We start from the raw sequence: 25277 nt of genomic DNA, 5'->3' as shown, positions 1-25277 counted from the left end.
TCTGCGAGGAACTTCGTGTTTCCCGGCAGCGCTGCGTTTTCAGCAGCAGAGAAGCGAGATTATGAACCGTGTTTCGCAGCTCGTCAACAACTTTTTAACATCAGCGTTGCGACTGCGGGGCTCAACTTCCAGGCCAGTTGCGCGCGCCAGACTGCCGCACACCACCGACCCTGCTTCCCTCTTCCGCGCCGCGTTTCCGTTAGCGCGAAAGAGGCGTGATTCTAAGCACCCGCCCCCAACCACGCAAGCCCCTTTGTGAAAATATTTTGAAAAAGCCCCCGTGCGCTATCGCGCACGGGGGCTCGGGGCTCAACGGGCGCGTAACGCCGGCGACAGATACCGGCCCTGCCCCCGGCCAACTACCCAGGCAGCCCGATCAGCGGTGCTTGAACACCGGCTTCCGTTTTTCGACGAATGCCGCCATCCCTTCCTTCTGGTCTTCGGTCGCGAACAGCGAATGGAACAGCCGACGCTCGAAGTGGACGCCTTCGGCCAGCGTCGTCTCGTACGCGCGGTTCACCGACTCCTTGACCATCATGACTGCCGGCAGCGAAAACTCGGCGATCGTCGCCGCGGCGGCAAGCGCCTCGTCGAGCAGCGTGGCGGCCGGCAGCACGCGCGAGACGAGCCCCGCGCGCTCCGCTTCGGCAGCATCCATGAACCGGGCCGTCAGGCACATATCCATCGCCTTCGCTTTCGACACCGCGCGCGGCAGGCGCTGCGTGCCGCCCGCACCCGGCATGACGCCCAGCTTGATTTCCGGCTGGCCGAACTTGGCCGTGTCTGCCGCGAAGACGATGTCGCACATCATGGCCAGTTCACAGCCACCGCCCAGCGCAAAGCCCGAAACCGCGGCAATGATCGGCTTGCGGATCTCGCGGACCGTCTCCCAGTTGCGCGTGATGTAGTCGCCGCGGTAGACATCCATATAGGAGTAGGTCGCCATCATGCCGATGTCCGCGCCGGCCGCGAACGCCTTCTCGCTCCCGGTCACGACGATCGCGCCGATGCCATCGTCCGCATCGAACGCCTTCAGCGCGGCACCCAGCTCATCCATCAGTGCATCGTTCAGCGCATTCAAGGCCTTCGGACGGTTCAGCGTAACCAGCCCGACACGCCCCCGGGTCTCCACCAGGATGTTCTCGTAAGCCATCTATTTCTCCTCGATCAATGAAATGAGAAACGCCTCGCACATGCGAATAGTTTGATGCTACCATTCTCCGACCAACCGGTCGGTTAATTAATCGATCCAACCCCTCTCAACGTCCATCAGGCTGCCGCCATGACCCATGCACTGTTCACGAAGCACGAAGACACGCTGAAACACGCACTCGCCGCCATCGAGAGCCGCGGGTACTGGAGCCCGTTCGCCGAAATGCCGAGCCCCAAAGTGTACGGGGAAAGCGCGAACGCAGATGGCGAGGCCGCGTTCAAGTCGCACCTCGACAAGACGTTTGCGATCGACCAACCGGCATCCGGAGAAACGGTCGGCTCGGAGCGGTCGCCGTACGGTATTTCACTGGGCATCCGGTACCCGAAATCGACGCCCGACGAACTGATCGCCGCCGCGGCCGGCGCGCAACGCTCGTGGCGCGAAGCCGGCCCGAGTGCATGGATCGGCGTCAGCCTCGAAATCCTCGCGCGCCTGAATCGCGCCAGCTTCGAAATCGCCTACAGCGTGATGCACACCACGGGGCAGGCATTCATGATGGCGTTCCAGGCCGGCGGCCCGCACGCGCAAGATCGCGCGCTCGAGGCAGTCGCCTATGCATGGGACGAACTGCGCCGCATCCCGGCCGATGCGCACTGGGAAAAGCCGCAAGGCAAGAACCCGCCGCTCGCGATGCACAAGCGCTATACGATCGTCCCGCGCGGCACCGGGCTCGTGCTCGGCTGCTGCACGTTCCCGACCTGGAACGGCTATCCCGGCCTGTTCGCCGATCTCGCAACCGGCAACACCGTGATCGTCAAGCCGCATCCGGGTGCGATCCTGCCGCTCGCCATCACCGTCCGGATCGCTCGCGACGTGCTGCGCGAAGCCGGTTTCGATCCGAACGTCGTCACGCTCCTCGCGACCGAACCCAACGACGGCGCACTCGTTCAGGCTCTCGCGCTGCGCCCCGAGATCAAGCTGATCGACTTCACCGGCAGCACGCAAAACGGCACGTGGCTCGAACGCCATGCCCACCAGGCGCAGGTCTATACAGAGAAGGCTGGCGTCAACCAGATCGTGATCGACTCGACCGACGACCTGAAGGCCGCCGCCAAGAACATCGCGTTTTCGCTGGCGCTGTACTCCGGCCAGATGTGCACGGCACCGCAGAACATCTACGTGCCGCGCGACGGCATCCGGACGGCGGACGGCCATGCAAGCTTTGACGAGGTCGCACAGGCAATCGCCACTGCCGTGCAAAAACTCACCGGCGACCCGGCACGCTCGGTCGAACTGATCGGCGCAATCCAGAACGAAGGCGTGACCGCACGCATCGACGACGCCCGCCAACTCGGCCGCGTGCTCGCCGACAGCCTGACCCTCCAGCACCCAGCGTTCCCCGATGCCCGCGTGCGCACGCCGCTCGTGCTGCAACTCGACGTGGCCGATCGCGAGAAATTCACGCAGGAATGGTTCGGCCCGATCTCGTTCGTGATCGCGACCGACTCGACCGCGCAATCGCTCGACCTCGCCGGGGAAATCGCGGCGGAACACGGCGCGCTGACCCTCTCCGTCTACAGCACCGACGACGCGATCGTCGACGCCGCCCACGACGCGGCGGTGCGCGGTGGCGTCGCGCTGTCGATCAACCTGACGGGCGGTGTGTTCGTGAACCAGTCGGCAGCGTTCTCGGATTTCCACGGCACGGGCGCGAACCCGGCAGCCAATGCGGCGCTGGCCGACCCGGCGTTCGTCGCCAACCGGTTCCGCGTGGTGCAAAGCCGCGTCCATGTTGCGCCGAAGGCGGCACCCGCGGAAGCCGGCCAACCGGCATAACCCGAATGGCCGACGTGCAAACGCCGCCACGTTCTCTACCATGAACGAATCCGCCGCCTGGCGGGTTCGTTGCTCATCGATACGCCCATGACAGACGCCTATATCTGCGACGCGATTCGCACCCCCATCGGCCGCTACGGCGGCGCCCTGAAAGAAGTCCGCGCCGACGACCTCGGTGCGGTGCCGCTCAAGGCGCTCATCGAGCGCAACCGTGACGTCGACTGGGCGGCGATCGACGACGTGATCTACGGCTGCGCGAACCAGGCCGGCGAGGACAACCGCAACGTCGCGCGCATGTCGGCGCTGCTCGCGGGGCTGCCGACCGACGTGCCCGGCACGACGCTGAACCGGCTGTGCGGCTCCGGGATGGATGCGGTCGGCACAGCCGCGCGCGCGATCAAGGCGGGCGAGGCGCGCCTGATGATCGCAGGCGGCGTCGAGAGCATGACGCGCGCGCCGTTCGTGATGGGCAAGGCAACGAGCGCGTTCGCACGCCAGGCCGACATCTTCGACACGACGATCGGCTGGCGCTTCGTCAATCCGCTGATGAAACAGCTGTATGGCGTCGATTCGATGCCCGAGACGGCCGAGAACGTCGCGGTCGACTACAACATCAGCCGCGCCGACCAGGACCTGTTCGCGCTGCGCAGCCAGCAAAAGGCCGCGCGTGCGCAGCAGGACGGCTCGCTCGCCGACGAAATCGTCGCTGTCACGATTCCGCAGAAGAAAGGCGATCCGGTGGTCGTCTCGCGCGACGAGCATCCGCGCGAGACGTCGCTCGAAGCGCTCGCGAAGCTGAAGGGTGTCGTGCGCCCGGACGGCTCGGTGACGGCCGGCAACGCATCGGGCGTCAACGACGGTGCGTGCGCGCTGCTGCTCGCCAATGCGCAGGCAGCCGACCAGTACGGCCTGCGCCGCCGCGCACGCGTCATCGGCATGGCGACAGCCGGCGTCGCGCCGCGCGTGATGGGCATCGGGCCCGCGCCGGCCACGCAAAAACTGCTGCGCCAACTCGGCATGACCATCGATCAGTTCGACGTCATCGAGTTGAACGAGGCATTCGCGTCCCAAGGTCTCGCGGTGCTGCGCATGCTCGGCATCGCCGATGACGATCCGCGCGTGAACCCGAATGGCGGCGCCATCGCACTGGGGCATCCGCTCGGCGCATCGGGCGCCCGGCTCGTGACCACGGCGCTCCACCAGCTCGAGCGTACGGGCGGCCGCTTTGCGCTCTGTACGATGTGCATCGGCGTCGGCCAGGGCATCGCACTCGCGATCGAACGCGTGTAACCCACGCATCGCGCGCCTATAACGAAGTCATGAAGGAGACACTGCATGTCCTATCAGGCGATTCAGCTGGATATCGATCAGGCCTCGAACGTAGCGACGATTACCCTCAACCGCCCCGACAAGCTGAACAGCTTTACGCGGGCGATGCATCGCGAGCTGCAGTCGGCACTCGATGACGTCGAGGCGGCCGGCGCGCGCGCGCTGATCCTGACTGGCGCGGGGCGCGGCTTCTGCGCGGGCCAGGACCTGGCCGATCTCGACTTCACGCCGGGCGCGTCCACCGACCTCGGCACGCTGATCGACGAGCACTTCAATCCACTGATCCGCCGCCTGCAGCGTCTGCCGATTCCGGTAATCGCTGCCGTCAACGGCACGGCGGCCGGCGCCGGGGCGAATCTCGCGCTCGCATGCGATCTCGTGTTCGCCGCCCGCTCGAGCAGTTTCATCCAGGCCTTCGTCAAGATCGGGCTCGTACCCGATTCAGGCGGTACGTGGTTCCTGCCGCAACGCGTCGGCATGGCACGCGCGCTGGGGCTCGCGCTGACCGGCGACAAGCTCGGGGCCGAGCAGGCCGAGCAATGGGGCTTGATCTGGCGCGCGGTCGACGACGACACGCTCGCTGCATCAGCCCGCCAGCTTGCCACCCAGCTCGCGCAGCAGCCGACGCTCGCGATCGCATCGATCAAGCAATCGATGCGTGCCAGCGTCACGAACACGCTCGACCAGCAACTCGACATGGAACGCGACCTGCAGCGCACGCTCGGCCAGTCGCACGACTACGCGGAAGGCGTGAAGGCATTCATCGAGAAGCGCGCGCCGCGCTTCGAGGGGCGTTGACATGACGACCACCACTGCCGCGCTCGACCCCGATTCGCTCGCCCGCGCCGCCGCGCAGGCCATGTACGACGCCGACGCATGCAGCCGCGCGTTCGGGATGGAAATCGCCGAAGTACGCGCCGGCTACGCGCGCCTGCAGATGCGCGTGCGGCCCGAATTCCTGAACGGGCATCAGACCTGCCATGGCGGGATCATCTTCACGCTGGCCGATTCGACGTTCGCATTCGCGTGCAACTCGTACAACGTGAATACGGTTGCGGCCGGCTGCTCGATCGAATTCCTGCGCCCCGTGCACGGCGATGACGTGCTGATCGCCGAGGCGATCGAGCAGGCGCGCGCCGGCCGCCAAGGCATTTACGACATCCGCGTCACGAACCAGGCCGGCGAAACCGTCGCGATGTTTCGCGGCAAATCCGCCCAGATCAAGGGCACGGTCATCCCGGAAGACCGCTGACGTCGACGGCTCGCACATAACAAACACTGGAGACATGCATGACTACCCCGCTACCGCTCGAGCCGATCGAGACCGCCTCACGCGACGAGCTGACCGCACTGCAGCTCGAACGCCTCAAGTGGTCGCTCCGGCATGCGTATGACCACTCCCCCGTCTATCGTCGCAAGTTCGACGGCGCGGGTGTCCATCCGGACGACCTGAAGACGCTCGCCGACCTGTCGCGCTTCCCGTTCACGACGAAGAGCGATCTGCGCGACAGTTACCCGTTCGGGATGTTCGCGGTGCCGCAGGACCGGATATCTCGCATTCATGCGTCGTCGGGCACGACCGGCAAGCCGACGGTCGTCGGCTATACGGCCGGCGACATCGACACATGGGCGAATCTCGTCGCCCGCTCGATCCGCGCCGCCGGCGCGCGCCGCGGCGACAAGGTGCACGTCAGCTACGGCTATGGCTTGTTCACGGGCGGGCTCGGCGCGCACTACGGCGCCGAACGCGCAGGGCTGACCGTGATCCCGTTCGGTGGCGGCCAGACCGAGAAGCAGGTACAGCTGATCCAGGATTTCCGGCCCGACATCGTCATGGTGACGCCGAGCTACATGCTGTCGATCGCCGACGAAATCGAGCGCCAGGGTCTCGATCCCGTGCAGAGTTCGCTGCGCATCGGCATCTTCGGTGCGGAACCCTGGACCAATGACATGCGCGTCGCGATCGAGCAGCGGATGGGCATCGATGCGGTCGACATTTACGGGCTGTCCGAAGTGATGGGCCCCGGCGTCGCGTCCGAATGCGTCGAGACCAAGGACGGCCCGACCATCTGGGAAGACCACTTCTACCCGGAAATCATCGACCCTGAAACCGGCGAAGTGCTTCCGGACGGCGAACTCGGCGAGCTCGTGTTCACGTCGCTGACGAAGGAGGCGCTGCCGATCGTCCGCTATCGGACCCGCGACCTCACGCGGCTGTTGCCCGGCACTGCCCGCACGATGCGCCGGATGGAGAAGATCACGGGGCGCTCGGACGACATGATGATCGTGCGCGGCGTCAACGTGTTCCCGACGCAGATCGAGGAACAGTTGCTCAAGCAGCGCGCGCTCGCACCGCACTATCAGATCGTGCTGACGAAGGAAGGACCGCTCGACGTGCTGACGCTCAATGTCGAGCCTTGCCCCGAGACAGCACCCGATACGGCGGCGATCCATGCGGCAAAACAGGCGCTCGCATACGATATCAAGTCGCTGATCGGCGTGACGGCCGTGATCAACGTGCTGCCCGTGAACGGGATCGAGAGGTCGGTCGGCAAGGCGCGACGCGTCGTCGACAAGCGCAAGGGCTGACGGCAATCGCAGCGCGTTGTTTACGTGCGGTGAATCCGTAGCTGCAAATGAAACAGCCCGATCGGCCAACGCCGATCGGGCTGTTTCATTCCGGTACGCCGTTGGGCACCCGCCGACGCAACACGTGCACACGCGCATCACGAAAGCTGACACCGCACGGGCACCCCCACGATCAGGGCGACGCCTCCGACGCACAGCGTCGCGCCCACGAATGCCGCGTCCAATGTATCGGCGGCGACCCGAGCGCACCCAGCCAGCCAGCCAGCCAGCCGCGCCGCCTCACATCACGAATTCGGGAACAGCAGCCACATCCGGCCGACCTGCTTCATCCGCCCGGCCTGATCGCCTGCGTCGTCACCGAGCCCCCAGAAATAGTCGGCCCGCACGCCCCCCTTGATCGCTGAGCCCGTATCCTGCGCAAACACGAGCCGGTTCATCGGCGTATTCGTCAGCGGGCGCGTGGTCTGCAGGAACACCGGTGTGCCGAGCGGGATCGACGACGGATCGACGGCGATCGAGCGCTCCGGCGTCAGCGGCACGCCCAGCGCGCCGATCGGGCCGTCCGCGCCGCCGTGCGGTGCATCTTCCTTGGTCGGCATGTCGCGGAAGAACACGAACCGCGGATTCGTGTCGAGCAACGCGTCAACGCGGTTCGGATTCGCCTTCGCCCACGCCTTGATGCCCTGCATCGTCGCCTGAGCGGGCGTCAGCTCGCCGCGATCGAGCAGCCACTTGCCGATCGAGCGGTACGGCTGGTTGTTGGTGCCGCCGAAGCCGACCCGCATCACCGAACCGTCGTCGAGCAGCACACGCCCCGAGCCCTGCACCTGCAGGAAGAACGCTTCGATCGGGTCGTCGACCCACACGAGTTCGTTGCCGTTCAGGATGCCTGCGCGTTCGAGTTGCGCACGTGCAGGCAGCGCGGCGCCCGCGCGATAGCCGGCCGGCCAGCGATAGAGCGCGTACTGATACGGGCCGCGACGCACACGCGAACCGTGCAGCAGCGGCTCGTAGTAGCCGGTCACGAGCCCCTCGAGCGTCCCGTCGGTATTCGCAAGCTGGAACGGCGTGAAATACGTTTCGAAGAACGTACGTGCACTGCTGACGTCGAGCTCGTCGAGCCGGTCGGCAGCCGCGCAAGCACGCTGCCAGGCCGGCTGGCGCGCGAGCCGCACGCAGTTCTGCCGCAGCGCGGCCGTCGCGCCGATCAGCGAATCGTCCTGCCAGCCCGGCACCTGCTGCCACGCGACCGGCGTGAGCCGCTTCGCGGCGACCTGACCCGGCACGACCGCCGCGCCGGTCGGTGGCTTCAGCGACGAAGTCCGCGTCGGCGCGCTGCCGCACGCCGCAAGCAGCGCCGCCGCAGTTGCCGCCGCCACCCACCCGGCCACCCGAGGCCCAAACCCAATACAATGTCCGTTCTTGATGGAAACCGCCATGTCAGATTTTCTCGACCAATATCCGATGCTCATCTTCGCGCTCGAAGCCTTCGTAGCGCTTGCCCTGCTGATCTTCATCGTCGTGTGGACGTCGTCGGGCAGAAAGAAGCACGCCCGCAACAACGACCGCCAGCCGCGCTAACGCACTGACGCGCCTAGCACGCTCAATGCAGCGTGCGCGGCATGTGCAGGGCAAACTCGTCGACCGGCGCCTCGAAACGCTCGCCGTCCTCCGCCACGCAGAAGTACGCGCCCCGCATCGTGCCGACCGGCGTCGCGATCACGGCCCAGCTCGTGTACTCGAAGTGCTCGCCCGGCTGCAGCAGCGGCTGGTGCCCGACGACGCCAAGCCCCTTCACTTCCTGCACGTGGTTGTCGCTGTCCGTGATGATCCAGTGACGCGCGATCAACTGCGCCGCGACCTGCCCCGTGTTGCGGATCGTCAGCGTGTACGCGAATGCGTATTGACGGCGATCGGGGTCGGATTGTTCCGGCAAGTAGCTGGTTTTCACCGAAACGGTGAATTGATACTGACTCATGGTGTTTCCGCTGGAAGATGACTGCCCGCGCCGGCATGGGCAACGGGGCCGCGGGCGCGCCGCGTTGGTTCGGCATTCTATGCGCAATCGGGCCTCGGCCGCACGGCCCGCCTCCGCGCACCGGGTCGCCGGACGGTAGAATGACGGTTTTGCGCCGCAACGTCCCCGCTCCCCTGCCATGACCCAATTCCGCATCGCTCCCAGCATCCTGTCGGCCGATTTCGCACGGCTCGGCGAAGAAGTCCGCAACGTGGTCGCCGCCGGCGCCGACTGGATCCACTTCGACGTGATGGACAACCATTACGTGCCGAACCTGACCATCGGCCCGCTCGTGTGCGAAGCGATCCGCCCGCACGTGCAGGTGCCGATCGACGTGCACCTGATGGTGCGCCCGGTCGACCGGATCGTGCCCGATTTTGCGAAAGCCGGTGCAAACCTGATCAGCTTCCACCCGGAAGGCTCCGATCACATCGACCGCACGCTGTCGCTGATCCGCGACCACGGCTGCAAGGCCGGCCTCGTGTTCAACCCGGCCACGCCGCTGAATTACCTCGACCACGTGATGGATCGCCTCGACTTCGTGCTGCTGATGTCGGTCAACCCGGGCTTCGGCGGCCAGTCGTTCATTCCTGAAACGCTGAACAAGCTGCGCGAAGCACGCGCGCGCATCGACGCGTACACCGAGCGCACCGGCCGCGAGATCCTGCTCGAGGTCGACGGCGGCGTGAAGACCGACAACATCGCGGAAATCGCGGCGGCCGGTGCCGACACCTTCGTCGCGGGTTCGGCGATCTTCGGCAAGCCGGACTACCGCAAGGTGATCGACGAGATGCGCGCCGCGCTCGCTACCGTCGAGCGGAGCTGACGCCGTGGCCGAATCGTCGCTCGCCGGCCATGCGCCGGCCCGGGTCGCAACGGAAGCCGCCCCGATCCGCTTCGCCACGCCGCGCATCGATGCGGCGCTGATCGATCTCGACGGCACCATGGTCGATACGGCCGACGATTTCACGGCCGGCCTGAACGGGATGCTCGCGCGGCTCGGCGCACCGGCCACGTCGCGCGACGAGGTGATCGGCTACGTCGGCAAGGGCTCCGAACACCTGATCCAGAGCGTGCTGAAGCCGCGCTTCCCGGCCGACGAAGCGCACGCGCGCTTCGACGACGCACTGGCGATCTACCAGACCGAATACGCGAAGATCAACGGCCGCCATACGCGTCTCTATCCGGACGTGGCCGCCGGTCTCGACGCGCTGCGCGCAGCCGGCATCCGGCTCGCGTGCGTGACGAACAAGCCGCACCGCTTCGCGGTCGAGCTGCTCGAGCAGTACGGGCTGGCCGATCGCTTCGGCATCGTGCTCGGCGGCGACAGCGTCGCGCGCAAGAAGCCCGATCCGCTGCCGATGCTGACGGCCTGCGACGCGCTCGGCGTCGCACCGGACGCGGCAGTCGCGATCGGCGACTCGGAAAACGATGCGCTGGCAGGCCGTGCGGCCGGGATGGCGACGCTGACGGTGCCGTACGGCTACAACCATGGCAAAGCTATACAAACGATAAATTCGGATGGTATAGTCGATTCGTTGCTGGTCGCAGCTCGCGCGATTTCCGCGCACAACGCCGGCCGGCCAACCCTCTGATCATTTCTTCCATCTGCATGTTTCTGAATAAAAAACGGAGTCTGAGCAGCATCGACCGGGGAGCCTGGCCCTGGCGTCGCTGGTCGCGCTAACCTCTTCGATGAGGTACGCTGAAGTACGTCTTCAGCGCCGTTTTTTATCTCGCTGCGCATCCGCGCGCCGATCGTCGCACCACCTCGAGTTCTACCGCGTCCGAACGCTTGCGTTCAGGCTCGGCCGCAGGCTCGCGACGTTCACGCCCGGAGTGCCGGCCGGCAACAGGCACTTCTCGATCGACCGCCCTTTCGCCGACGGCACCCCGCGCAGCGTCAAGTGATCCCTGGCGCCCGCGCCGCTCGTCCCGAACAGGACCGGAACATGACCGAACTCGAATTTCAATCGCTCGCGAACGAAGGCTACAACCGCATTCCGCTGATCGCGGAAGCCCTCGCCGATCTCGAAACGCCGCTGTCCCTCTACCTGAAGCTGGCCCAGCCCGAACGCTCGGGCGCCAACTCGTTCCTGCTCGAATCGGTGGTCGGCGGCGAACGCTTCGGCCGCTACTCATTTATCGGCCTGCCCGCCCGTACGCTCGTGCGTACCTGCAACGGCGTGTCGGAAGTCGTGCGCGACGGCCAGGTCGTCGAGACGCATGACGGCGACCCGTTCCAGTTCATCGAATCGTTCCAGGCGCGCTTCAAGGTGGCGCAGCGCCCGGGCCTGCCGCGCTTCTGCGGCGGTCTCGCCGGCTATTTCGGCTACGACGCGGTGCGCTACATCGAGAAGAAGCTCGCGAACACCGCGCCGCGCGACGATCTCGGCCTGCCCGACATCCAGTTGCTGCTGACCGAGGAAGTCGCGGTGATCGACAACCTCGCCGGCAAGCTGTACCTGATCATCTACGCGGACCCGAGCCAGGCCGAAGCCTATACGAAGGCGAAACAGCGCCTGCGCGAACTGAAGCAGCGCCTGCGCACGACCGTGCAGCCGCCCGTCACGTCGGCGAGCGTGCGTACCGAGACGTTCCGCGAGTTCAAGAAGGACGACTATCTGGCCGCCGTGCGCCAGGCGAAGGAATACATCGCGGCCGGCGAGCTGATGCAGATTCAGGTCGGCCAGCGTCTGACGAAACCGTACCGCGACAATCCGCTGTCGCTGTATCGCGCGCTGCGTTCGCTGAACCCGTCGCCGTACATGTACTACTACAACTTTGGTGATTTCCACGTGGTCGGCGCATCGCCGGAAATCCTCGTGCGCCAGGAAAAGCGCGGCGACGACCAGATCGTCACGATCCGCCCGCTCGCCGGCACGCGCCCGCGCGGCAACACGCCCGAGCGCGACGCGGAACTCGCGACCGAACTGCTCAACGATCCGAAGGAGATCGCCGAGCACGTGATGCTGATCGACCTCGCGCGCAACGACGTCGGCCGCATCGCGGAAATCGGCTCGGTGAACGTGACCGACCAGATGGTCATCGAGAAGTACTCGCACGTGCAGCACATCGTCAGCTCGGTCGAAGGCAAGCTGAAGCCCGGCATGACGAACTACGACGTGCTGCGCGCAACCTTCCCGGCCGGCACGCTGTCCGGCGCGCCGAAGGTACGTGCGATGGAACTGATCGACGAACTCGAGCCGGTCAAGCGCGGGTTGTACGGCGGCGCGGTCGGCTACCTGTCGTTCTCGGGCGAGATGGATCTCGCGATCGCGATCCGCACGGGCCTGATCCACAACGGCAACCTGTATGTGCAAGCGGCGGCGGGCGTCGTCGCGGATTCGGTGCCCGAATCCGAATGGCAAGAGACCGAAAACAAGGCGCGCGCGGTGCTGCGCGCGGCCGAACAGGTCCAGGACGGCCTCGATAGCGACTTCTGACCGGAGACTGACCATGCTGCTCATGATCGACAACTACGACTCGTTTACCTACAACCTGGTCCAGTACTTCGGCGAACTCGGCGAGGACGTGCGCACCTACCGCAACGACGAAATCACGCTCGACGAAATCGCGAGCCTGAATCCCGACGCAATCTGCCTGTCGCCCGGCCCGAGCAACCCGCAGCACGCGGGCATCACGCTCGACGTGCTGAAGGAATTCGCCGGCAAGAAGCCGATCCTCGGCGTCTGCCTCGGTCATCAGGCGATCGGCGAGGCCTTCGGCGGCCGCGTCGTGCGCGCAAAGACCATCATGCACGGCAAGGTGAGCAGGATCGAAACCGATTGCAGCGGCGTATTCGCCGACCTGCCGAAGCACTTCGACGTCACGCGCTATCACTCGCTCGCGATCGAGCGCGAATCGCTGCCCGACTGCCTCGAAGTGTCCGCCTGGACCGACGACGGCGAAATCATGGGCGTGCGCCACAAGACGCTGCCGATCGAAGGCGTGCAGTTCCACCCGGAATCGATCCTGTCCGAGCATGGCCACGCGCTGCTCGAGAATTTCCTGAAACAGGCACGCGCCGCGGCCGCGGCCGCCTGACGGGAGCCTCACGATGACGATTACCCCGCAGGAAGCGCTGCAGCGCACGATCGAACACCGCGAAATCTTCCACGACGAGATGCTGCACCTGATGCGGCTCATCATGCGCGGCGACATGTCGCCCGTGATGGCGGCCGCGATCATCACCGGGCTGCGCGTGAAGAAGGAGACGATCGGCGAGATCGCCGCCGCCGCGACCGTGATGCGCGAATTCGCGAATCACGTCGAGGTACAGGACAACTCGAACTTCGTCGACATCGTCGGCACCGGCGGCGACGGCTCGCACACGTTCAACATCTCGACCGCGTCGATGTTCGTCACGGCCGCGGCCGGCGCGAAGGTTGCGAAGCACGGCAACCGCGGCGTATCGAGCAAGTCCGGCAGCGCCGACGTGCTCGAGGCGCTCGGCGTGAACATCGACCTGCAGTCCGACCAGGTTGCCGCGTCGATCGCCGAAACGGGCATGGGCTTCATGTTTGCGCCGAACCATCACCCGGCGATGAAGAACATCGCGGCCGTGCGCCGCGAGCTCGGCGTGCGCACGATCTTCAACATCCTCGGCCCGCTGACCAATCCGGCCGGCGCGCCGAACCAGCTGATGGGCGTGTTCCACCCCGACCTCGTCGGCATCCAGGTGCGCGTGATGCAGCGTCTGGGCGCGCAGCACGTGCTCGTCGTGTACGGCAAGGACGGGATGGACGAGGTATCGCTCGGCGCGGCAACGCTCGTCGGCGAACTGCGCGACGGCAAGGTGCACGAATACGAGATCCATCCGGAAGACTTCGGCCTGCAGATGGTGTCGAACCGCACGCTGAAGGTGGAAAATGCCGACGAATCGCGCACGATGCTGCTCGGCGCGCTGGACAACCAGCCGGGCGTCGCACGCGAGATCGTCACGCTGAACGCCGGCACCGCGCTCTATGCGGCGAACGTCGCCGAATCGATCGCGGACGGCATCCAGCTCGCCCGCGAAGCAATCGCAAGCGGCAAGGCCCGCGCGAAAGTCGACGAACTCGTGCGCTTCACGCAGCAGTTCAAGCGCTGACTCCCCTTACGAACCAAGCAGGAATCCACATGAGCGACATTCTCGACCGAATCATCGCCGTCAAGCGCGAAGAAGTCGCGGCGGCCATGCGCAGCGCGCCGCTCGAGGCACTGAAACTGGAAGCATCCGCACGCGACCTGCGCGACTTCGTCGGCGCACTGCGCGCAAAGCATGCGGCCGGCCACGCGGCCGTGATTTCCGAAATCAAGAAGGCCAGCCCGTCGAAAGGCGTGCTGCGCGAGCATTTCGTGCCGGCCGACATCGCGCGTTCGTATGCGGAGCATGGCGCCGCGTGCCTGTCGGTGCTGACCGACGAGCAGTTCTTCCAGGGCAGCGTCCGCTATCTCGAGGAAGCGCGCGCGGCCTGCTCGCTCCCGGTGCTGCGCAAGGACTTCATCGTCGACGCGTACCAGATCATCGAAGCACGCGCGATGGGCGCCGATGCGATCCTGCTGATCGCCGCCGCGCTCGACACCGCGCTGATGCAGGATCTCGAAGCGTATGCGCACTCGCTCGGTCTCGCGGTGCTGGTCGAAGTACACGACCGTGACGAGATGGAACAGGCGCTGACGCTCAAGACGCCACTGCTCGGCATCAACAACCGCAACCTGCGCACGTTCGAGACGTCGATCCAGACGACGCTCGACATGCTCGACATGATTCCGGCGGACCGGATCGTCGTGACCGAATCGGGCATCCTTTCGCGCACCGACGTCGACACGATGCGTGCGGCGAACGTGAACACGTTCCTCGTCGGCGAAGCGTTCATGCGCGCCGACCAGCCGGGCGAAGAGCTCGCACGGATGTTCTTCTGATGGCGATCGAAAAGGAAATCAAGCTCGCGCTGCCGGCCGGCCAGGCCGACGCCGCGCGACGCTTCTTCGAGACGCTGACCGGCGAACCCGGTCACGACATCACGCTCGCGAACGTCTATTACGACACGCCCGATCTCGCGCTGGCCCGCTCGAAGAGCGCGGTGCGCGTACGCCGCGCGCCGCAAGGCTGGCTGCAGACGTTCAAGACGGTCGGCAGCGCGGAAGGCGGCCTGCATCGCCGCCACGAATGGGAGCTGCCGGTCGCCGGCGACGCGCTCGAGATCGACGCGCTCGTCGCGGCCTGCGACGTGCCGGAAGCCGCCGCCGCGCTGAATGACGCGGCGGGCGCGCTGCACGCGCTGTTCCGCACGGATTTTTCGCGTACGCTGTGGCGCATCGCAATCGGCGGCGCAACCGTCGAAGCCGCGGTGGACCTCGGCGAGATCGTCGTCCAGGCGGAACACGAAACGCGCCGCGAACCGATCAGCGAAATCGAACTCGAACTGATCGACGGCCCGGAAGCGGCGCTCGCAACGCTCGCCGCCGAATTGCAGCAAGCGCTGCCGGGCCTCGTTCCCGACAACATCAGCAAGGCGCAGCGCGGCTACCGGCTGCGCGCGCAATAACCCGCATCACGCATGGCAACCCGCAAGACTTCCCGCGCGCCGCAACAGGCGTCGCTGTTCGACGATCCCGTGCCGGAAACGGCACCGGCCGATATTCCGTCCCAGGCGCCCGAAGCGCCTACGGCCGGACGCAAGCCCGCAAAGAAAGCTGCACCGGCTGCGGCCCCGACGGTACCGCAACCCGCGGCCGCCGACATTCCGCACCTCGCCGCGCAATTCGACGCGCTGCCGTCCGTCTGGCGCGACGTGCTGAAACCCTTCACCGACAGCGACGCATTTGCGCCGCTGTGCCGCTTCGTCGATGACGAGCGTGCGGCCGGCAAGACGGTCTACCCGACCGACGTGTTCCGCGCGCTGCGCCTGACGAGCCCGGACGACGTGAAAGTCGTGATCCTCGGCCAGGACCCGTACCACGGCGACGATCGCGGCACGCCGCAGGCGCACGGGCTCGCGTTCTCGGTGCCGCCGGCCGTGCGCACCCCGCCGTCGCTGCGCAACATCTTCAAGGAAATCGCCGCGAACTTCGGCCATGACACGCCGCGCCACGGCTGCCTCGACACCTGGGCGCGGCAGGGCGTGCTGCTGCTCAACACGGTGCTGACGGTCGAGCGCGGCGCAGCCGCGAGCCATGCGAAGCGCGGCTGGGAGCAATGTACGGACACGCTGATCCGCGAACTCGCCGGTCGCCATCGCGGGCTCGTCTTCATGCTGTGGGGTGCACACGCGCAGGCGAAACGCGCACTGTTCGACGCAAGCGCGCACTGCGTGCTCGAGGCGCCGCATCCGTCGCCGCTATCTGCGCACCGCGGCTTCCTCGGCTGCCGCCATTTCGCGCTCGCGAACGACTATCTGATCGATGCGGGCCGCGAGCCGATCGACTGGCGCCTGCCGGAAGTGGCGGAAACGCTCGCATAACGGCCGCGCCGCCGGTTCTTTCGGCCGCGCCAGCCTGCATGCAAAAACGCCGCGCCCCTTTCGGGACGCGGCGTTTTTTTATCGGGCGACGCAGCGAGCGCGGCGCACCCGCATCGACCTTACGCGGCGGCGATCGCTTCGCGTGCGCCGGCCAGTGCGGCGCTTTGCGCATCCGGGCCGAGGTTCAGGCCTTCCGCGAAGATGAAGCTCACGTCGGTCATGCCGACGAAGCCGAGGAACGTGCGCAGGTACGGGGTCTGGCTGTCGTTCGGCGTACCGGCGTACTTGCCGCCTCGGGCCGTCACCACGTGAACCTTCTTGCCCTTGATCAGGCCTTCCGGACCGTTCTCGGTGTAGCGGAACGTGACGCCTGCACGTGCGATCCAGTCGAAGTACGTCTTCAGTTGCGACGAGATGCCGAAGTTGTACATCGGCGCGCCGATCACGATGATGTCGGCGGCTTGCAGTTCGGTGATCAGTGCATCGCTCTTCGCGACGATCGCATTCTGTTCCGCGGTGCGGTTCTCGGCCGGCGTGAAGAACGCGCCCAGCACCGATTCGTCGAGGTGCGGCAACGCATCGGCCAGCAGGTCGCGAACCACGACCTTCGCGCCGGGGTTCGATTGTTGCAGCTTTGCCGTCAGTTCGTTGGCCAGCAGCGTGGATTGCGCACCTTGCGAACGCGCGGCGGAATTGATTTGCAGAATGGTCGTCATGTCAGGCTCCGGTAGGGTTGCGCTTTGGTAGCGCGAGTGACGCCATTGTGCGTGGCCGCATGACCGCGAAAAAGCGGGTTCAGGGCGACGGATTGTTGCAGCAACAGAACAATCGTTGATCGCGCCCCGATACCCGCTTCGGTCCGCTCAACCCTTCAGCCAGGCCTCGCGGGCCTTCGAGACCGCAGCCGGCTTCGCGGCCGCCGTCAGCCGGTAGCGCGTGACTTCCGGGCCGTCGAGCTTCAGTTTCGCGGTGCGCAGCTCGTCGCGCCGGAACGCGTGAACCTCGACCTTGTCGCCCGGCCGGTAGCGCGCGAGCAGCGCGTCGAGGTTGGTACCCGTGACGCGCAGCCCGTCGACCGCGATCAGCGTGTCGCCGGCCGACAGCCCCGCGCGATGTGCGGCGCCGCCTTCATAGACGGCCGCAAACGTGCAGTCCGCGCCACCGCGCAGGCGCGCCCCGATCGTCGGCTTCGCGGTCGCGCCGTTCGCGACATCGGGCGCGAGCGACACGCCGAACGGTGCGAGCAGTTCGGCGAGCGGCAGGTCGCGCGTGCCATGCACGGCATCGGCGAACAGGCGGCCGAGCGCAACGCCTGTCGCCTCTTCGATCAGCGCCTCGACTTCGTTTTCCTCGACGCCCGCCTGCTTGCCGCGGTAGAAATCGCGGCCGTAGCGTTGCCACAGCAGGCGCATCACGTCGTCGAGCGACTTCTTGTTGCGCGTCTGCGCGCGGATCGCGAGATCGAAAGCGAGCGCGACGAGCGAACCCTTCGTGTAGTAGCTGACGATCGCGTTGGTCGCGTTCTCGTCCTGGCGGTAGTACTTGATCCACGCGTCGAACGAGCTTTCGGCGACGCTCTGCTTCAGGCGCCCCGTGCCGCGCAGCACGCCGCCGACCGTACGGCCGAGCGCCGCGAAATAGTCGTCCTGCGACATCAGCCCGCTGCGCACGAGCATCAGGTCGTCGTAATACGACGTGAAGCCTTCGAACAGCCACAGCAGCGACGTGTAGTTTTCCTTCGTCAGGTCGTACGGCACGAACGCCGCCGGCTTGATGCGCTTCACGTTCCACGTATGGAAGTACTCGTGGCTGCAGAGACCGAGATACGTGCGATAGCCTTCCGTCGTTTCGGGCCGCCCCTTTACCGGCAGGTCGGTGCGGTTGCAGATCAGTGCGGTCGACGCGCGATGCTCGAGGCCGCCGTAGCCGTCGCTGACCGCCAGCGTCATGAACACGTAGCGGTCCATCGGCGCCTTCTTCGACTTCGGCTCGAACAGCGCGATCTGCGCTTCGCACACGCGCTTCAGGTCGGCGCGCAGGCGCTCCATGTCGAGCTGTGTCACGCGCCCCGCGATCACGATGTCGTGCGGCACGCCGTGCGCGTCGAACGTCGCGAGCGCGAATTCGCCGATCGTCACCGGATGGTCGGAGAGTTCGTCGTAGTTCGACGCGCGGTAGGCGCCGAACCCGTAGCGCTTGGTGCCGCGCGCCTCGGGCAGCGACGTGCCGACACGCCATGCGCGGAACGCGGAGCCGGCCGGCTTCGCGATGTCGACTTCACACGGCGCGTGCTCGCGGCCGGCGACGCTCAGGAACACGGCCGTCGCGTTGAAGAAGCCGCCCGATTCGTCGAGATACGCGGAGCGTACCGACAGGTCCCACGCATACACGTCGTAGCGCAGCGTCAGCGTGCCGTTCACGGGGGCGGCCTGCCACGTGTGCTTGTCGGTCTTCGCGATCCGCACCTTGCGGCCCGCGTCGTTGAACGCGCCGAGCGTCACGATGTTGCGCGCGAACTCGCGCACGAGATAGCTGCCCGGAATCCACACCGGCAGCGAGAAGCGCTGGCCTTCGGGATCGGGATCGGTGACCGTCACCGACACTTCGAACAGGTGCGCGGCAAGATCTTTCGGGACAATCGAATAGCGGATCGGCTGGGTCATCGTGGCAATCGGTCGAATACAGCGGCGAAAACGAAGAGAGGCGCCGGCAGATGCGGGCGCCCCTCGCTCGCCGGGCCAAGCGGCCCGGCGTATGGTCGGTTACTTGTTCGAGGCGAGCGCCTGGTTGAGCTGGTCGGCCGATACGGCGCCCGGCAGGCGGCGGCCGTCCGGCAGGAAGATCGTCGGCGTGCCCGTGACATTCATCCCGCGGCCGAGCGCGAGGTTCTTGTCGAGCGCCGTGGTATCGCAGGTACCGGCGCCGGACGGTGCGCGATGGTCGAGCATCCAGCTCTGCCACGTTTTCGCGCGGTCGGTCGCACACCAGATCGCCTTCGACTTCGCGGTCGAATCCGGCGACAGCACCGGGTACAGGAACGTGTAGACGGTCACGTTGTCGACCGACTGCAGCGTCGTCTCGAGCTTCTTGCAGTACGGGCAGTTCGGATCGGAGAACACCGCGATCTTGCGGGCACCGTTGCCCTTGACGACCTTGATCGCATTCGCGAACGGCAGGCTCGCGAAGTCGATCTTGTTGATTTCGGACAGGCGTGCGTCGGTCAGGTTCTTGTGCGTCCTGGCGTCGACGAGATCGCCGAGCAGCACGTAGTCGCCGGCCGCGTCGCTATAGATGATCTGCGAGCCGAGGTTCACTTCGTAAAGGCCCGCGACCGGCGATTTCGACACGCTCTTGATCGGTGCGTCGTTGCCGAGGCGGGCCTGCAGCGTCGCTTTCAGCTTGTCGGTGGTCTGGTCGGCCTGCGCGGTGCAGCCAAGCGTCGCCATCGTGACGGCCAGCGCCAGCGACGCGATGCGGATCGTTTTTTTCATCGAAATCTTCCTTCAGCTCAATCGGTGTGCACGGCACAGTGTACGCCGTAACGGAACCGTGTCCGACCGGCGAAGCGGTCGAAGGTTCGATCAGCCGAGCGCTGCCGACACGAGCCAGCGCTTCACGAGCGGCTGCGCGCCGACGAAGGCCATGCCCGCGTTGCGCACGGCCTTCGCGACGGAGCCCGGCGCCGCGAACAGCCGCTGCAGCCCGTCGGTCGCGACCATCAGCGCGCGGATGTCCTCACGGCGCGAACGCTCGTAGCGGCGCAGCAGCACCGTATCGCCGAGATTGCGGAAGCTTTCCTTGCCGGCGATCGCATCGGCGAGCGCCGCGACATCGCGCAGCCCGAGGTTCATCCCCTGCCCCGCGAGCGGGTGGATCAGGTGCGCGGCGTCGCCGACGAGCGCGACGCGGGGCGCGATCAGCTTGTCGACCGTCTGCAGCGCCAGCGGGAAGCCGGCGGCCGGCGTCACACAGTCGAGCGTGCCGACCTGGCCGTGCGACACGCGCTCGACCTCGGCCGCGAGCTGCGCCGGATCGAGTGCGAGCAGTTGGTCCGCATGCGCGGTGTGCGCGGACCAGACGAGCGACACATGCCCGTCCGGCAGCGGCAGCAGCGCGACGATCTCGCCTTCGTGGAACCACTGGTAGGCCGTCTCGCGATGCGGCAGCGACGCCTTGAAGTTCGCGACAACGCCGGTTTGCCGGTAGTCGCGCCGCTCGATCTTGGCCCCCATTTGCGAGCGCACCCACGAATGCGCGCCGTCGGCGCCAACGATGAGGTCCGCTTCCAGCACCTGCCCCGACGACAGCGTGAGCACGGCCGCGTCGTCGCGCACGTCGAAGCCCTGTGCGCGCGCATCGAACCACGTGAGGTTCGGCTGGAACCGCAGCGCGGCATCGAGCGACGCCTCGACCAGCGACGATTCGGCGATCCACGCGAGCTGCGGCACGGAAGCCTGGTACGCGGAGAAATGCAGTTCCGCGTGCGCATCGCCGTACACGCGCATGTCGTAGACCGGTGCGAGCCGGCTGTGATCGAGCGCCTGCCAGACCCGCAGCCGCTCGAGCAGCGCCTGCGAACTGGAGGACAGCGCGTAGACGCGCGTGTCGAATGCGAGATCGGCGGGGCGCGGCGTGGCCGGCTGGGCGAGCAAGGCTGTCTTGTAGCCGGACTGGGTCAGCGCGAGCGCGGCCGTCTTGCCGACGAGCCCGCCGCCGACCACGGCGACGTCGAAGGTGTGGTGGGCAGTCATGGCGGGCATTATAGCCGCGGGGCCAAACCCTTACGCGGCCGGACTTTGCGGGAAATCAGCAGAATCGCAGGCCGATGCGGCAGCGCGGCGGCCCGCCGCATCGGCCGTTCGGCGCCAGCCCGGAATCCGGGGCGTCGGCACGGTACAATAGCGTCTTTGACCGTCGGCCCGCCGCGCCCCAAGCGCCGGCCGCCCTTTTTTCCCGCGCCGCCGTGCCCTGTCCGGCCGCGCCGCCTTACCCGTCCGAAGGATTCCATGAGTCTCAAATGCGGCATCGTCGGCTTGCCCAACGTCGGCAAGTCCACCCTGTTCAATGCGCTGACCAAGGCCGGCATCGCCGCCGAGAACTACCCGTTCTGCACGATCGAGCCGAACGTCGGCATCGTCGAAGTGCCCGATACGCGCCTGAAGGCGCTCTCCGAGATCGTCAAGCCGGAGCGCGTCGTGCCGGCCGTCGTCGAATTCGTCGACATCGCGGGCCTCGTCGCGGGCGCGAGCAAGGGTGAAGGCCTCGGCAACCAGTTCCTCGCGAACATCCGCGAAACCGACGCGATCACGCACGTCGTGCGCTGCTTCGAGGACGAGAACGTCATTCACGTCGCCGGCAAGGTCAGCCCGATCGACGACATCGAAGTGATCAACACCGAACTCGCGCTCGCCGACCTCGGCACCGTCGAGAAGGCGCTCACGCGTTATTCGAAGGCTGCGAAGTCGGGCAACGACAAGGAAGCGGCGAAGCTCGTCGCGGTGCTCGAGAAGGTGCGCGCGCAGCTCGACCAGGGCAAGGCCGTGCGCGGCCTCGCGCTGTCGGACGACGAAGAGGCGCTGCTCAAGCCGTTCTGCCTGATCACCGCGAAGCCGGCGATGTACGTCGCCAACGTGAAGGACGACGGTTTCGAGAACAACCCGCACCTCGACGCGGTCCGCAAGTACGCGGAAAGCGAGAACGCGCCGGTCGTGGCCGTGTGCGCGGCGATCGAGGCGGAAATCGCCGATCTCGACGACGCGGACAAGGAAGCGTTCCTCGCCGACATGGGCATGGAAGAGCCGGGCCTCGATCGCGTGATCCGTGCGGGCTTCAAGCTGCTCGGCCTGCAAACGTACTTCACCGCGGGCGTGAAGGAAGTGCGCGCGTGGACGATCCATATCGGCGACACGGCACCGCAGGCAGCCGGCGTGATCCACACCGACTTCGAGCGCGGCTTCATCCGCGCGCAGACGATCGCGTTCGACGACTACGTCACCTACAAGGGTGAACAGGGCGCGAAGGAAGCCGGCAAGATGCGCGCGGAAGGGAAGGAATATGTCGTGCACGACGGCGACGTGATGAACTTCCTGTTCAACGTCTAAGCGCCGAAGCGGTCGAGATATCCCCGAGAGGCTCGCATTTTGCGAGCCTTTTCTTTTTCGGAGGCGCGTGATCGCATCCATAAAGGGCAATCGCACGGATTGTGGTGGACTCGGTCGGCCGTGTGCATCCGTCGAGCCCCCGAATGCCTCGTCGATACTCAACGTGCCCGACAGCAAAAACAGGTCCGACGCACGAGCCTCCCTCAAGACCGCGACGCGCCCAGTCAGGCCCCGCATGCAATCGGATGCTTTTCCAATTAATTGCACAATTTGCGCCATTGAACCGGAATCCATTCCAATCAACGGGCACTCGACCGCCGCCCGGCAATCAGGCGCGTCCGGCGCTCAAATCGCAACCTATACAGGAAAACTCATTCTTCTTATAATCAGCCGTCGAAATCAACTCATGCCGCTGACACTTCGGCATGCATGACTCGCACAGCATCCGCGCCCGGCCTCCAATAGCGGCCCGCGCTGAAGCATTTCGCGCATCCACGTGCCAATCTTTTGCGTCGAGTTGATGTAGCGCATTGAAAGTGCAGGCAATCCGTTCCCGATTGCAGCGAGCGGCAATAAAAACGACGTAACAACAATCGCGAGGGCGTCTGAAATCGCCAAACAAAACCGAAACGGTTGAAAAAAAGAAGGCGATACAATCCTGTAGTCGGAGAATTTCCATTCGTCCGTGTCGTAGACTATGCCGGCGCCATGCTTGCCGAGTTGGTACCGACATGATGTCCGAATGCGAAAACCCTGAACATCGCTACAACTTTCTACGATTCGCATCATGCTTAACTGGCAAGAAGATCTTCTCGAATTGCTCGGAGGCTCGCAGTCTATTGACGAGATCTTGCGAAAAGTGGAGAAAGCAACCAAGGAGCTCGGTTTCGAGTATTGCGCCTATGGCATGAAACAGCCGCTTCCGCTGACTCAGCCAAAGATAATCACGATCAGCAATTATCCCAAGGCCTGGCAGGACCATTACAAGGAAAAGGGCTATATCGCCATCGACCCCACCATCAAGGCTTGCCGCCAAAGCGGTCGCCCCGTGATCTGGAGTGACGAATTGTTCCAGTCGGCGCCAGCCATGTGGGAAGAGGCCCAAGCGCACGATCTTCGCGTGGGCTGGGCGCAGGTCGTCATGGACAAGTCGGGGACAGGAGGTATGCTGACCTTGGCACGCTCCCGAGAACCGCTCACGGCCGCGGAGCTGGAAGCGAACGATACAAAGCGGCGGTGGCTAGCCCACATCACCCACCTTGTCATGTCGACGTCCGTCCTCAACCAGACCGCAAGCGCGACGGCAAACCTGACTGACCGCGAGATCGAGGTGCTGCGCTGGGCCGCGGACGGCAAAACGTCCGCCGACATTTCGGCCATCCTCACGATCTCGGACAATACAGTCAACTTCCATATCAAGAACGCCGTGGCGAAGCTCGGCGCCGCCAACAAGACCGCCGCCGTCGTGAAGGCGGCGTTGCTCGGCTACCTGTGTTGACCGACGCACCGCATTCGCATTGATCGTCCGCCGTCAACGATAGCGCTGCTCGATGGCCCGTGCCACGGTTTGCTGCCAGCCCAGCGCATCGACGACGGTCCCCAGCACGACCAGATTCTTCTTCCACGAATACGCGTCGCCCCCCGCCTCCAGCAGGCAGATGTTCGAGCGAGGACAGCCGCTTCGGCTCCACTCCCCTTGCCCGACCTGCACGCCCAACTCGATATCCCACCCGAGGCTGATCCTGGTGTTCGCCACCTCGCCGATCCATTCGGTGTAGCCGGTCCACACGCCGGACTCTCCACGAGCACTGTCATTGATGTCCTCGTCCAATCCCGACATCAAGTGGGTCAGCTGGACGGACAAGAGCCTCTCTATCGTCAATCCGATACGACCATCGTCGGTAAACCGAAAATCTTGCTCCACGATCTTTGATCCTTCCAATCGAAGTTGCTGTCGCGGGGAGACCATGGCCTCCCCGCCGACTCACCTCAAAACCGACCCCGAAGGTTTCAGGTCGCGCCGCCATCCACCGTCAAGGTTTGACCGGTCACCCAGCCGCCCTGCTCACCCACCAGAAAAGCCACGACATCGGCGACATCCTGAGGCGTCCCGAGCCGCTTGAACGGCGAGGCGGCAGCCATTGCCGCCTGCCGCTCCGGGGGCGCTTTCGAAAACATGCCGGGAACGACCGGCCCCAGGCGGACATTATTGACCGTGACACCGCGCGCCCCCAGTTCTTTCGACAAGACCCGGCCAAACGCTTCAAGCGCGGCCTTGGATGCGGAGTACAGTGCGGACCCCGCGATCGGCGCCCCCACGATGGTCGACGACGTATTGACGATCCGGCCACCGTCACGCAGGTGCATTGCAGCCTGCTGCAGCACCATCAGCGCACCCCGCACGTTGACGTCGAACAATCGATCATAATCGCTCGCCGCCAGCGTTGCGATCGGGCCCGTGCCTACGACGCCCGCATTGTTGAACACCACATCCACGCCGCCGAAGCGCTCCCGCGCCACGCCAAACAGCTGACTCGCGCCGGACTCGGCGGCAAGATCCGCCTTGACGGCAACGGCGGCACCGCCCCGTGCCTCGATCGCCGAACACACGGAATGCGCAACATCCTCGCCGTGGTGATAGCCGATCACCACCGCGAAACCCTCCGCGGACAGTCGCAGGGCCACCTCTCGTCCAATACCGCCGGAAGCTCCGGTCACGATCGCGACACGTTGGGCTGATCGATTATTTTCCATACTCATTCACTCCAATCTAGGTAAGCAAGCTTGTTTCGAGGTCGACGTGG

At 65.7% G+C, this 25277-nt stretch carries 25 protein-coding genes; 16 read left to right on the top strand and 9 right to left on the bottom strand.

The genetic code is table 11. From position 1 onward, the window contains the following. A partial coding sequence (locus LGN17_RS32430; RefSeq protein ID WP_226200980.1) for a hypothetical protein occupies window positions 1-219 on the top strand: 219 nt, incomplete at its 5' end. Window positions 220-376: 157 nt separating this feature from the next. Here the strand turns inward: LGN17_RS32430 and LGN17_RS32425 are convergent. Then, window positions 377-1153, bottom strand: a complete 777-nt coding sequence (locus LGN17_RS32425; RefSeq protein ID WP_039362373.1) for an enoyl-CoA hydratase — start codon at window positions 1151-1153, stop codon at window positions 377-379. Between the two features lie 129 nt (window positions 1154-1282). Between LGN17_RS32425 and paaN the strand changes: the two genes are divergently transcribed. The 5 genes from paaN to paaK all read left to right on the top strand — a co-directional run bounded on the left by paaN (window position 1283) and on the right by paaK (window position 6907). Continuing rightward, window positions 1283-2989, top strand: a complete 1707-nt coding sequence (paaN, locus tag LGN17_RS32420) for a phenylacetic acid degradation protein PaaN (RefSeq protein WP_226200979.1) — start codon at window positions 1283-1285, stop codon at window positions 2987-2989. Window positions 2990-3076: 87 nt separating this feature from the next. Continuing rightward, window positions 3077-4279 carry a 3-oxoadipyl-CoA thiolase gene (gene pcaF / locus LGN17_RS32415; RefSeq protein ID WP_226200978.1) on the top strand — a complete coding sequence of 401 codons (1203 nt, stop codon included), beginning with the start codon at window positions 3077-3079 and terminating at the stop codon, window positions 4277-4279. A 45-nt stretch (window positions 4280-4324) separates the two neighbouring features. Beyond that, window positions 4325-5116, top strand: a complete 792-nt coding sequence (gene paaG / locus LGN17_RS32410; protein ID WP_174939671.1) for a 2-(1,2-epoxy-1,2-dihydrophenyl)acetyl-CoA isomerase PaaG — start codon at window positions 4325-4327, stop codon at window positions 5114-5116. Window position 5117: 1 nt separating this feature from the next. Beyond that, complete coding sequence (paaI, locus tag LGN17_RS32405) at window positions 5118-5570, top strand: hydroxyphenylacetyl-CoA thioesterase PaaI (protein ID WP_226200977.1); 453 nt, start codon at window positions 5118-5120, stop codon at window positions 5568-5570. A gap of 38 nt (window positions 5571-5608) precedes the next feature. Beyond that, window positions 5609-6907: a phenylacetate--CoA ligase PaaK gene (gene paaK, locus LGN17_RS32400; RefSeq protein WP_226200976.1), complete on the top strand. Its 1299-nt coding sequence runs from the start codon at window positions 5609-5611 to the stop codon at window positions 6905-6907. A 284-nt stretch (window positions 6908-7191) separates the two neighbouring features. On the opposite strand, the gene LGN17_RS32395 is transcribed toward paaK, so the two are convergent. Together LGN17_RS32395 and apaG are read right to left on the bottom strand one after the other, a co-directional pair. Further along, a complete protein-coding gene (locus LGN17_RS32395; RefSeq protein WP_413227063.1) occupies window positions 7192-8424 on the bottom strand; it encodes a murein transglycosylase A in 1233 nt (410 codons plus the stop codon). 86 nt (window positions 8425-8510) lie between these two features. Continuing rightward, window positions 8511-8885 carry a Co2+/Mg2+ efflux protein ApaG gene (apaG, locus tag LGN17_RS32385; protein ID WP_175957721.1) on the bottom strand — a complete coding sequence of 125 codons (375 nt, stop codon included), beginning with the start codon at window positions 8883-8885 and terminating at the stop codon, window positions 8511-8513. A gap of 178 nt (window positions 8886-9063) precedes the next feature. Between apaG and rpe the strand changes: the two genes are divergently transcribed. The 8 genes from rpe to LGN17_RS32345 all read left to right on the top strand — a co-directional run bounded on the left by rpe (window position 9064) and on the right by LGN17_RS32345 (window position 16372). Next, window positions 9064-9750: a ribulose-phosphate 3-epimerase gene (rpe, locus tag LGN17_RS32380; protein ID WP_011883156.1), complete on the top strand. Its 687-nt coding sequence runs from the start codon at window positions 9064-9066 to the stop codon at window positions 9748-9750. Between the two features lie 4 nt (window positions 9751-9754). Further along, window positions 9755-10519 carry a phosphoglycolate phosphatase gene (locus LGN17_RS32375; protein ID WP_226200974.1) on the top strand — a complete coding sequence of 255 codons (765 nt, stop codon included), beginning with the start codon at window positions 9755-9757 and terminating at the stop codon, window positions 10517-10519. A 357-nt stretch (window positions 10520-10876) separates the two neighbouring features. Further along, on the top strand, window positions 10877-12370 hold the full coding sequence (gene trpE, locus LGN17_RS32370; protein ID WP_226200973.1) for an anthranilate synthase component I: 1494 nt from the start codon (window positions 10877-10879) through the stop codon (window positions 12368-12370). Window positions 12371-12383: 13 nt separating this feature from the next. Then, window positions 12384-12971, top strand: coding sequence for an aminodeoxychorismate/anthranilate synthase component II (locus tag LGN17_RS32365; protein WP_226200972.1), 588 nt, complete (start codon window positions 12384-12386; stop codon window positions 12969-12971). A gap of 13 nt (window positions 12972-12984) precedes the next feature. After that, window positions 12985-14016 (top strand): anthranilate phosphoribosyltransferase, encoded by a 1032-nt coding sequence (gene trpD, locus LGN17_RS32360; RefSeq protein ID WP_043191545.1) that lies wholly within the window; start codon window positions 12985-12987, stop codon window positions 14014-14016. 29 nt (window positions 14017-14045) lie between these two features. Beyond that, on the top strand, window positions 14046-14831 hold the full coding sequence (gene trpC, locus LGN17_RS32355) for an indole-3-glycerol phosphate synthase TrpC (RefSeq protein WP_226200971.1): 786 nt from the start codon (window positions 14046-14048) through the stop codon (window positions 14829-14831). Then, a complete protein-coding gene (locus LGN17_RS32350) occupies window positions 14831-15457 on the top strand; it encodes a CYTH domain-containing protein (RefSeq protein WP_175957716.1) in 627 nt (208 codons plus the stop codon). The genes trpC and LGN17_RS32350 overlap by 1 nt, the downstream gene beginning before the upstream one ends. A 12-nt stretch (window positions 15458-15469) precedes the next feature. Further along, window positions 15470-16372: a uracil-DNA glycosylase gene (locus LGN17_RS32345; protein ID WP_226200970.1), complete on the top strand. Its 903-nt coding sequence runs from the start codon at window positions 15470-15472 to the stop codon at window positions 16370-16372. A 119-nt stretch (window positions 16373-16491) separates the two neighbouring features. Here the strand turns inward: LGN17_RS32345 and LGN17_RS32340 are convergent, their stop codons facing one another. The 4 genes from LGN17_RS32340 to LGN17_RS32325 form a co-directional block, all read right to left on the bottom strand. Continuing rightward, window positions 16492-17088 carry an FMN-dependent NADH-azoreductase gene (locus LGN17_RS32340; protein ID WP_226200969.1) on the bottom strand — a complete coding sequence of 199 codons (597 nt, stop codon included), beginning with the start codon at window positions 17086-17088 and terminating at the stop codon, window positions 16492-16494. 147 nt (window positions 17089-17235) lie between these two features. Next, on the bottom strand, window positions 17236-19035 hold the full coding sequence (locus tag LGN17_RS32335; protein ID WP_226200968.1) for a M61 family metallopeptidase: 1800 nt from the start codon (window positions 19033-19035) through the stop codon (window positions 17236-17238). A 99-nt stretch (window positions 19036-19134) separates the two neighbouring features. After that, entirely contained in the window at window positions 19135-19863 is a 729-nt protein-coding gene (locus tag LGN17_RS32330; protein ID WP_175957712.1) for a DsbC family protein, read from the bottom strand. 90 nt (window positions 19864-19953) lie between these two features. After that, window positions 19954-21132: a UbiH/UbiF family hydroxylase gene (locus LGN17_RS32325; protein WP_226200967.1), complete on the bottom strand. Its 1179-nt coding sequence runs from the start codon at window positions 21130-21132 to the stop codon at window positions 19954-19956. A 246-nt stretch (window positions 21133-21378) separates the two neighbouring features. On the opposite strand from LGN17_RS32325, the gene ychF reads away from it, so the two are divergent. Then, on the top strand, window positions 21379-22473 hold the full coding sequence (ychF, locus tag LGN17_RS32320; protein ID WP_069247026.1) for a redox-regulated ATPase YchF: 1095 nt from the start codon (window positions 21379-21381) through the stop codon (window positions 22471-22473). 787 nt (window positions 22474-23260) lie between these two features. Continuing rightward, complete coding sequence (locus LGN17_RS32315) at window positions 23261-23971, top strand: autoinducer binding domain-containing protein (protein ID WP_226200966.1); 711 nt, start codon at window positions 23261-23263, stop codon at window positions 23969-23971. A 33-nt stretch (window positions 23972-24004) separates the two neighbouring features. Here LGN17_RS32315 and LGN17_RS32310 read toward each other — a convergent pair whose 3' ends face one another. Both LGN17_RS32310 and LGN17_RS32305 read right to left on the bottom strand, forming a co-directional pair. Next, complete coding sequence (locus LGN17_RS32310) at window positions 24005-24397, bottom strand: DUF4902 domain-containing protein (RefSeq protein WP_226200965.1); 393 nt, start codon at window positions 24395-24397, stop codon at window positions 24005-24007. A gap of 86 nt (window positions 24398-24483) precedes the next feature. After that, entirely contained in the window at window positions 24484-25227 is a 744-nt protein-coding gene (locus LGN17_RS32305; protein WP_226200964.1) for an SDR family oxidoreductase, read from the bottom strand. Window positions 25228-25277: the final 50 nt, after the last annotated feature.

Origin of the sequence: Burkholderia sp. AU30280, assembly GCF_020420125.1 — a bacterium.
Classification (GTDB): domain Bacteria; phylum Pseudomonadota; class Gammaproteobacteria; order Burkholderiales; family Burkholderiaceae; genus Burkholderia.
The sequence above is the reverse complement of the archived record's forward strand: the minus strand, read 5'-3'. Positions and strand labels throughout refer to the sequence as shown.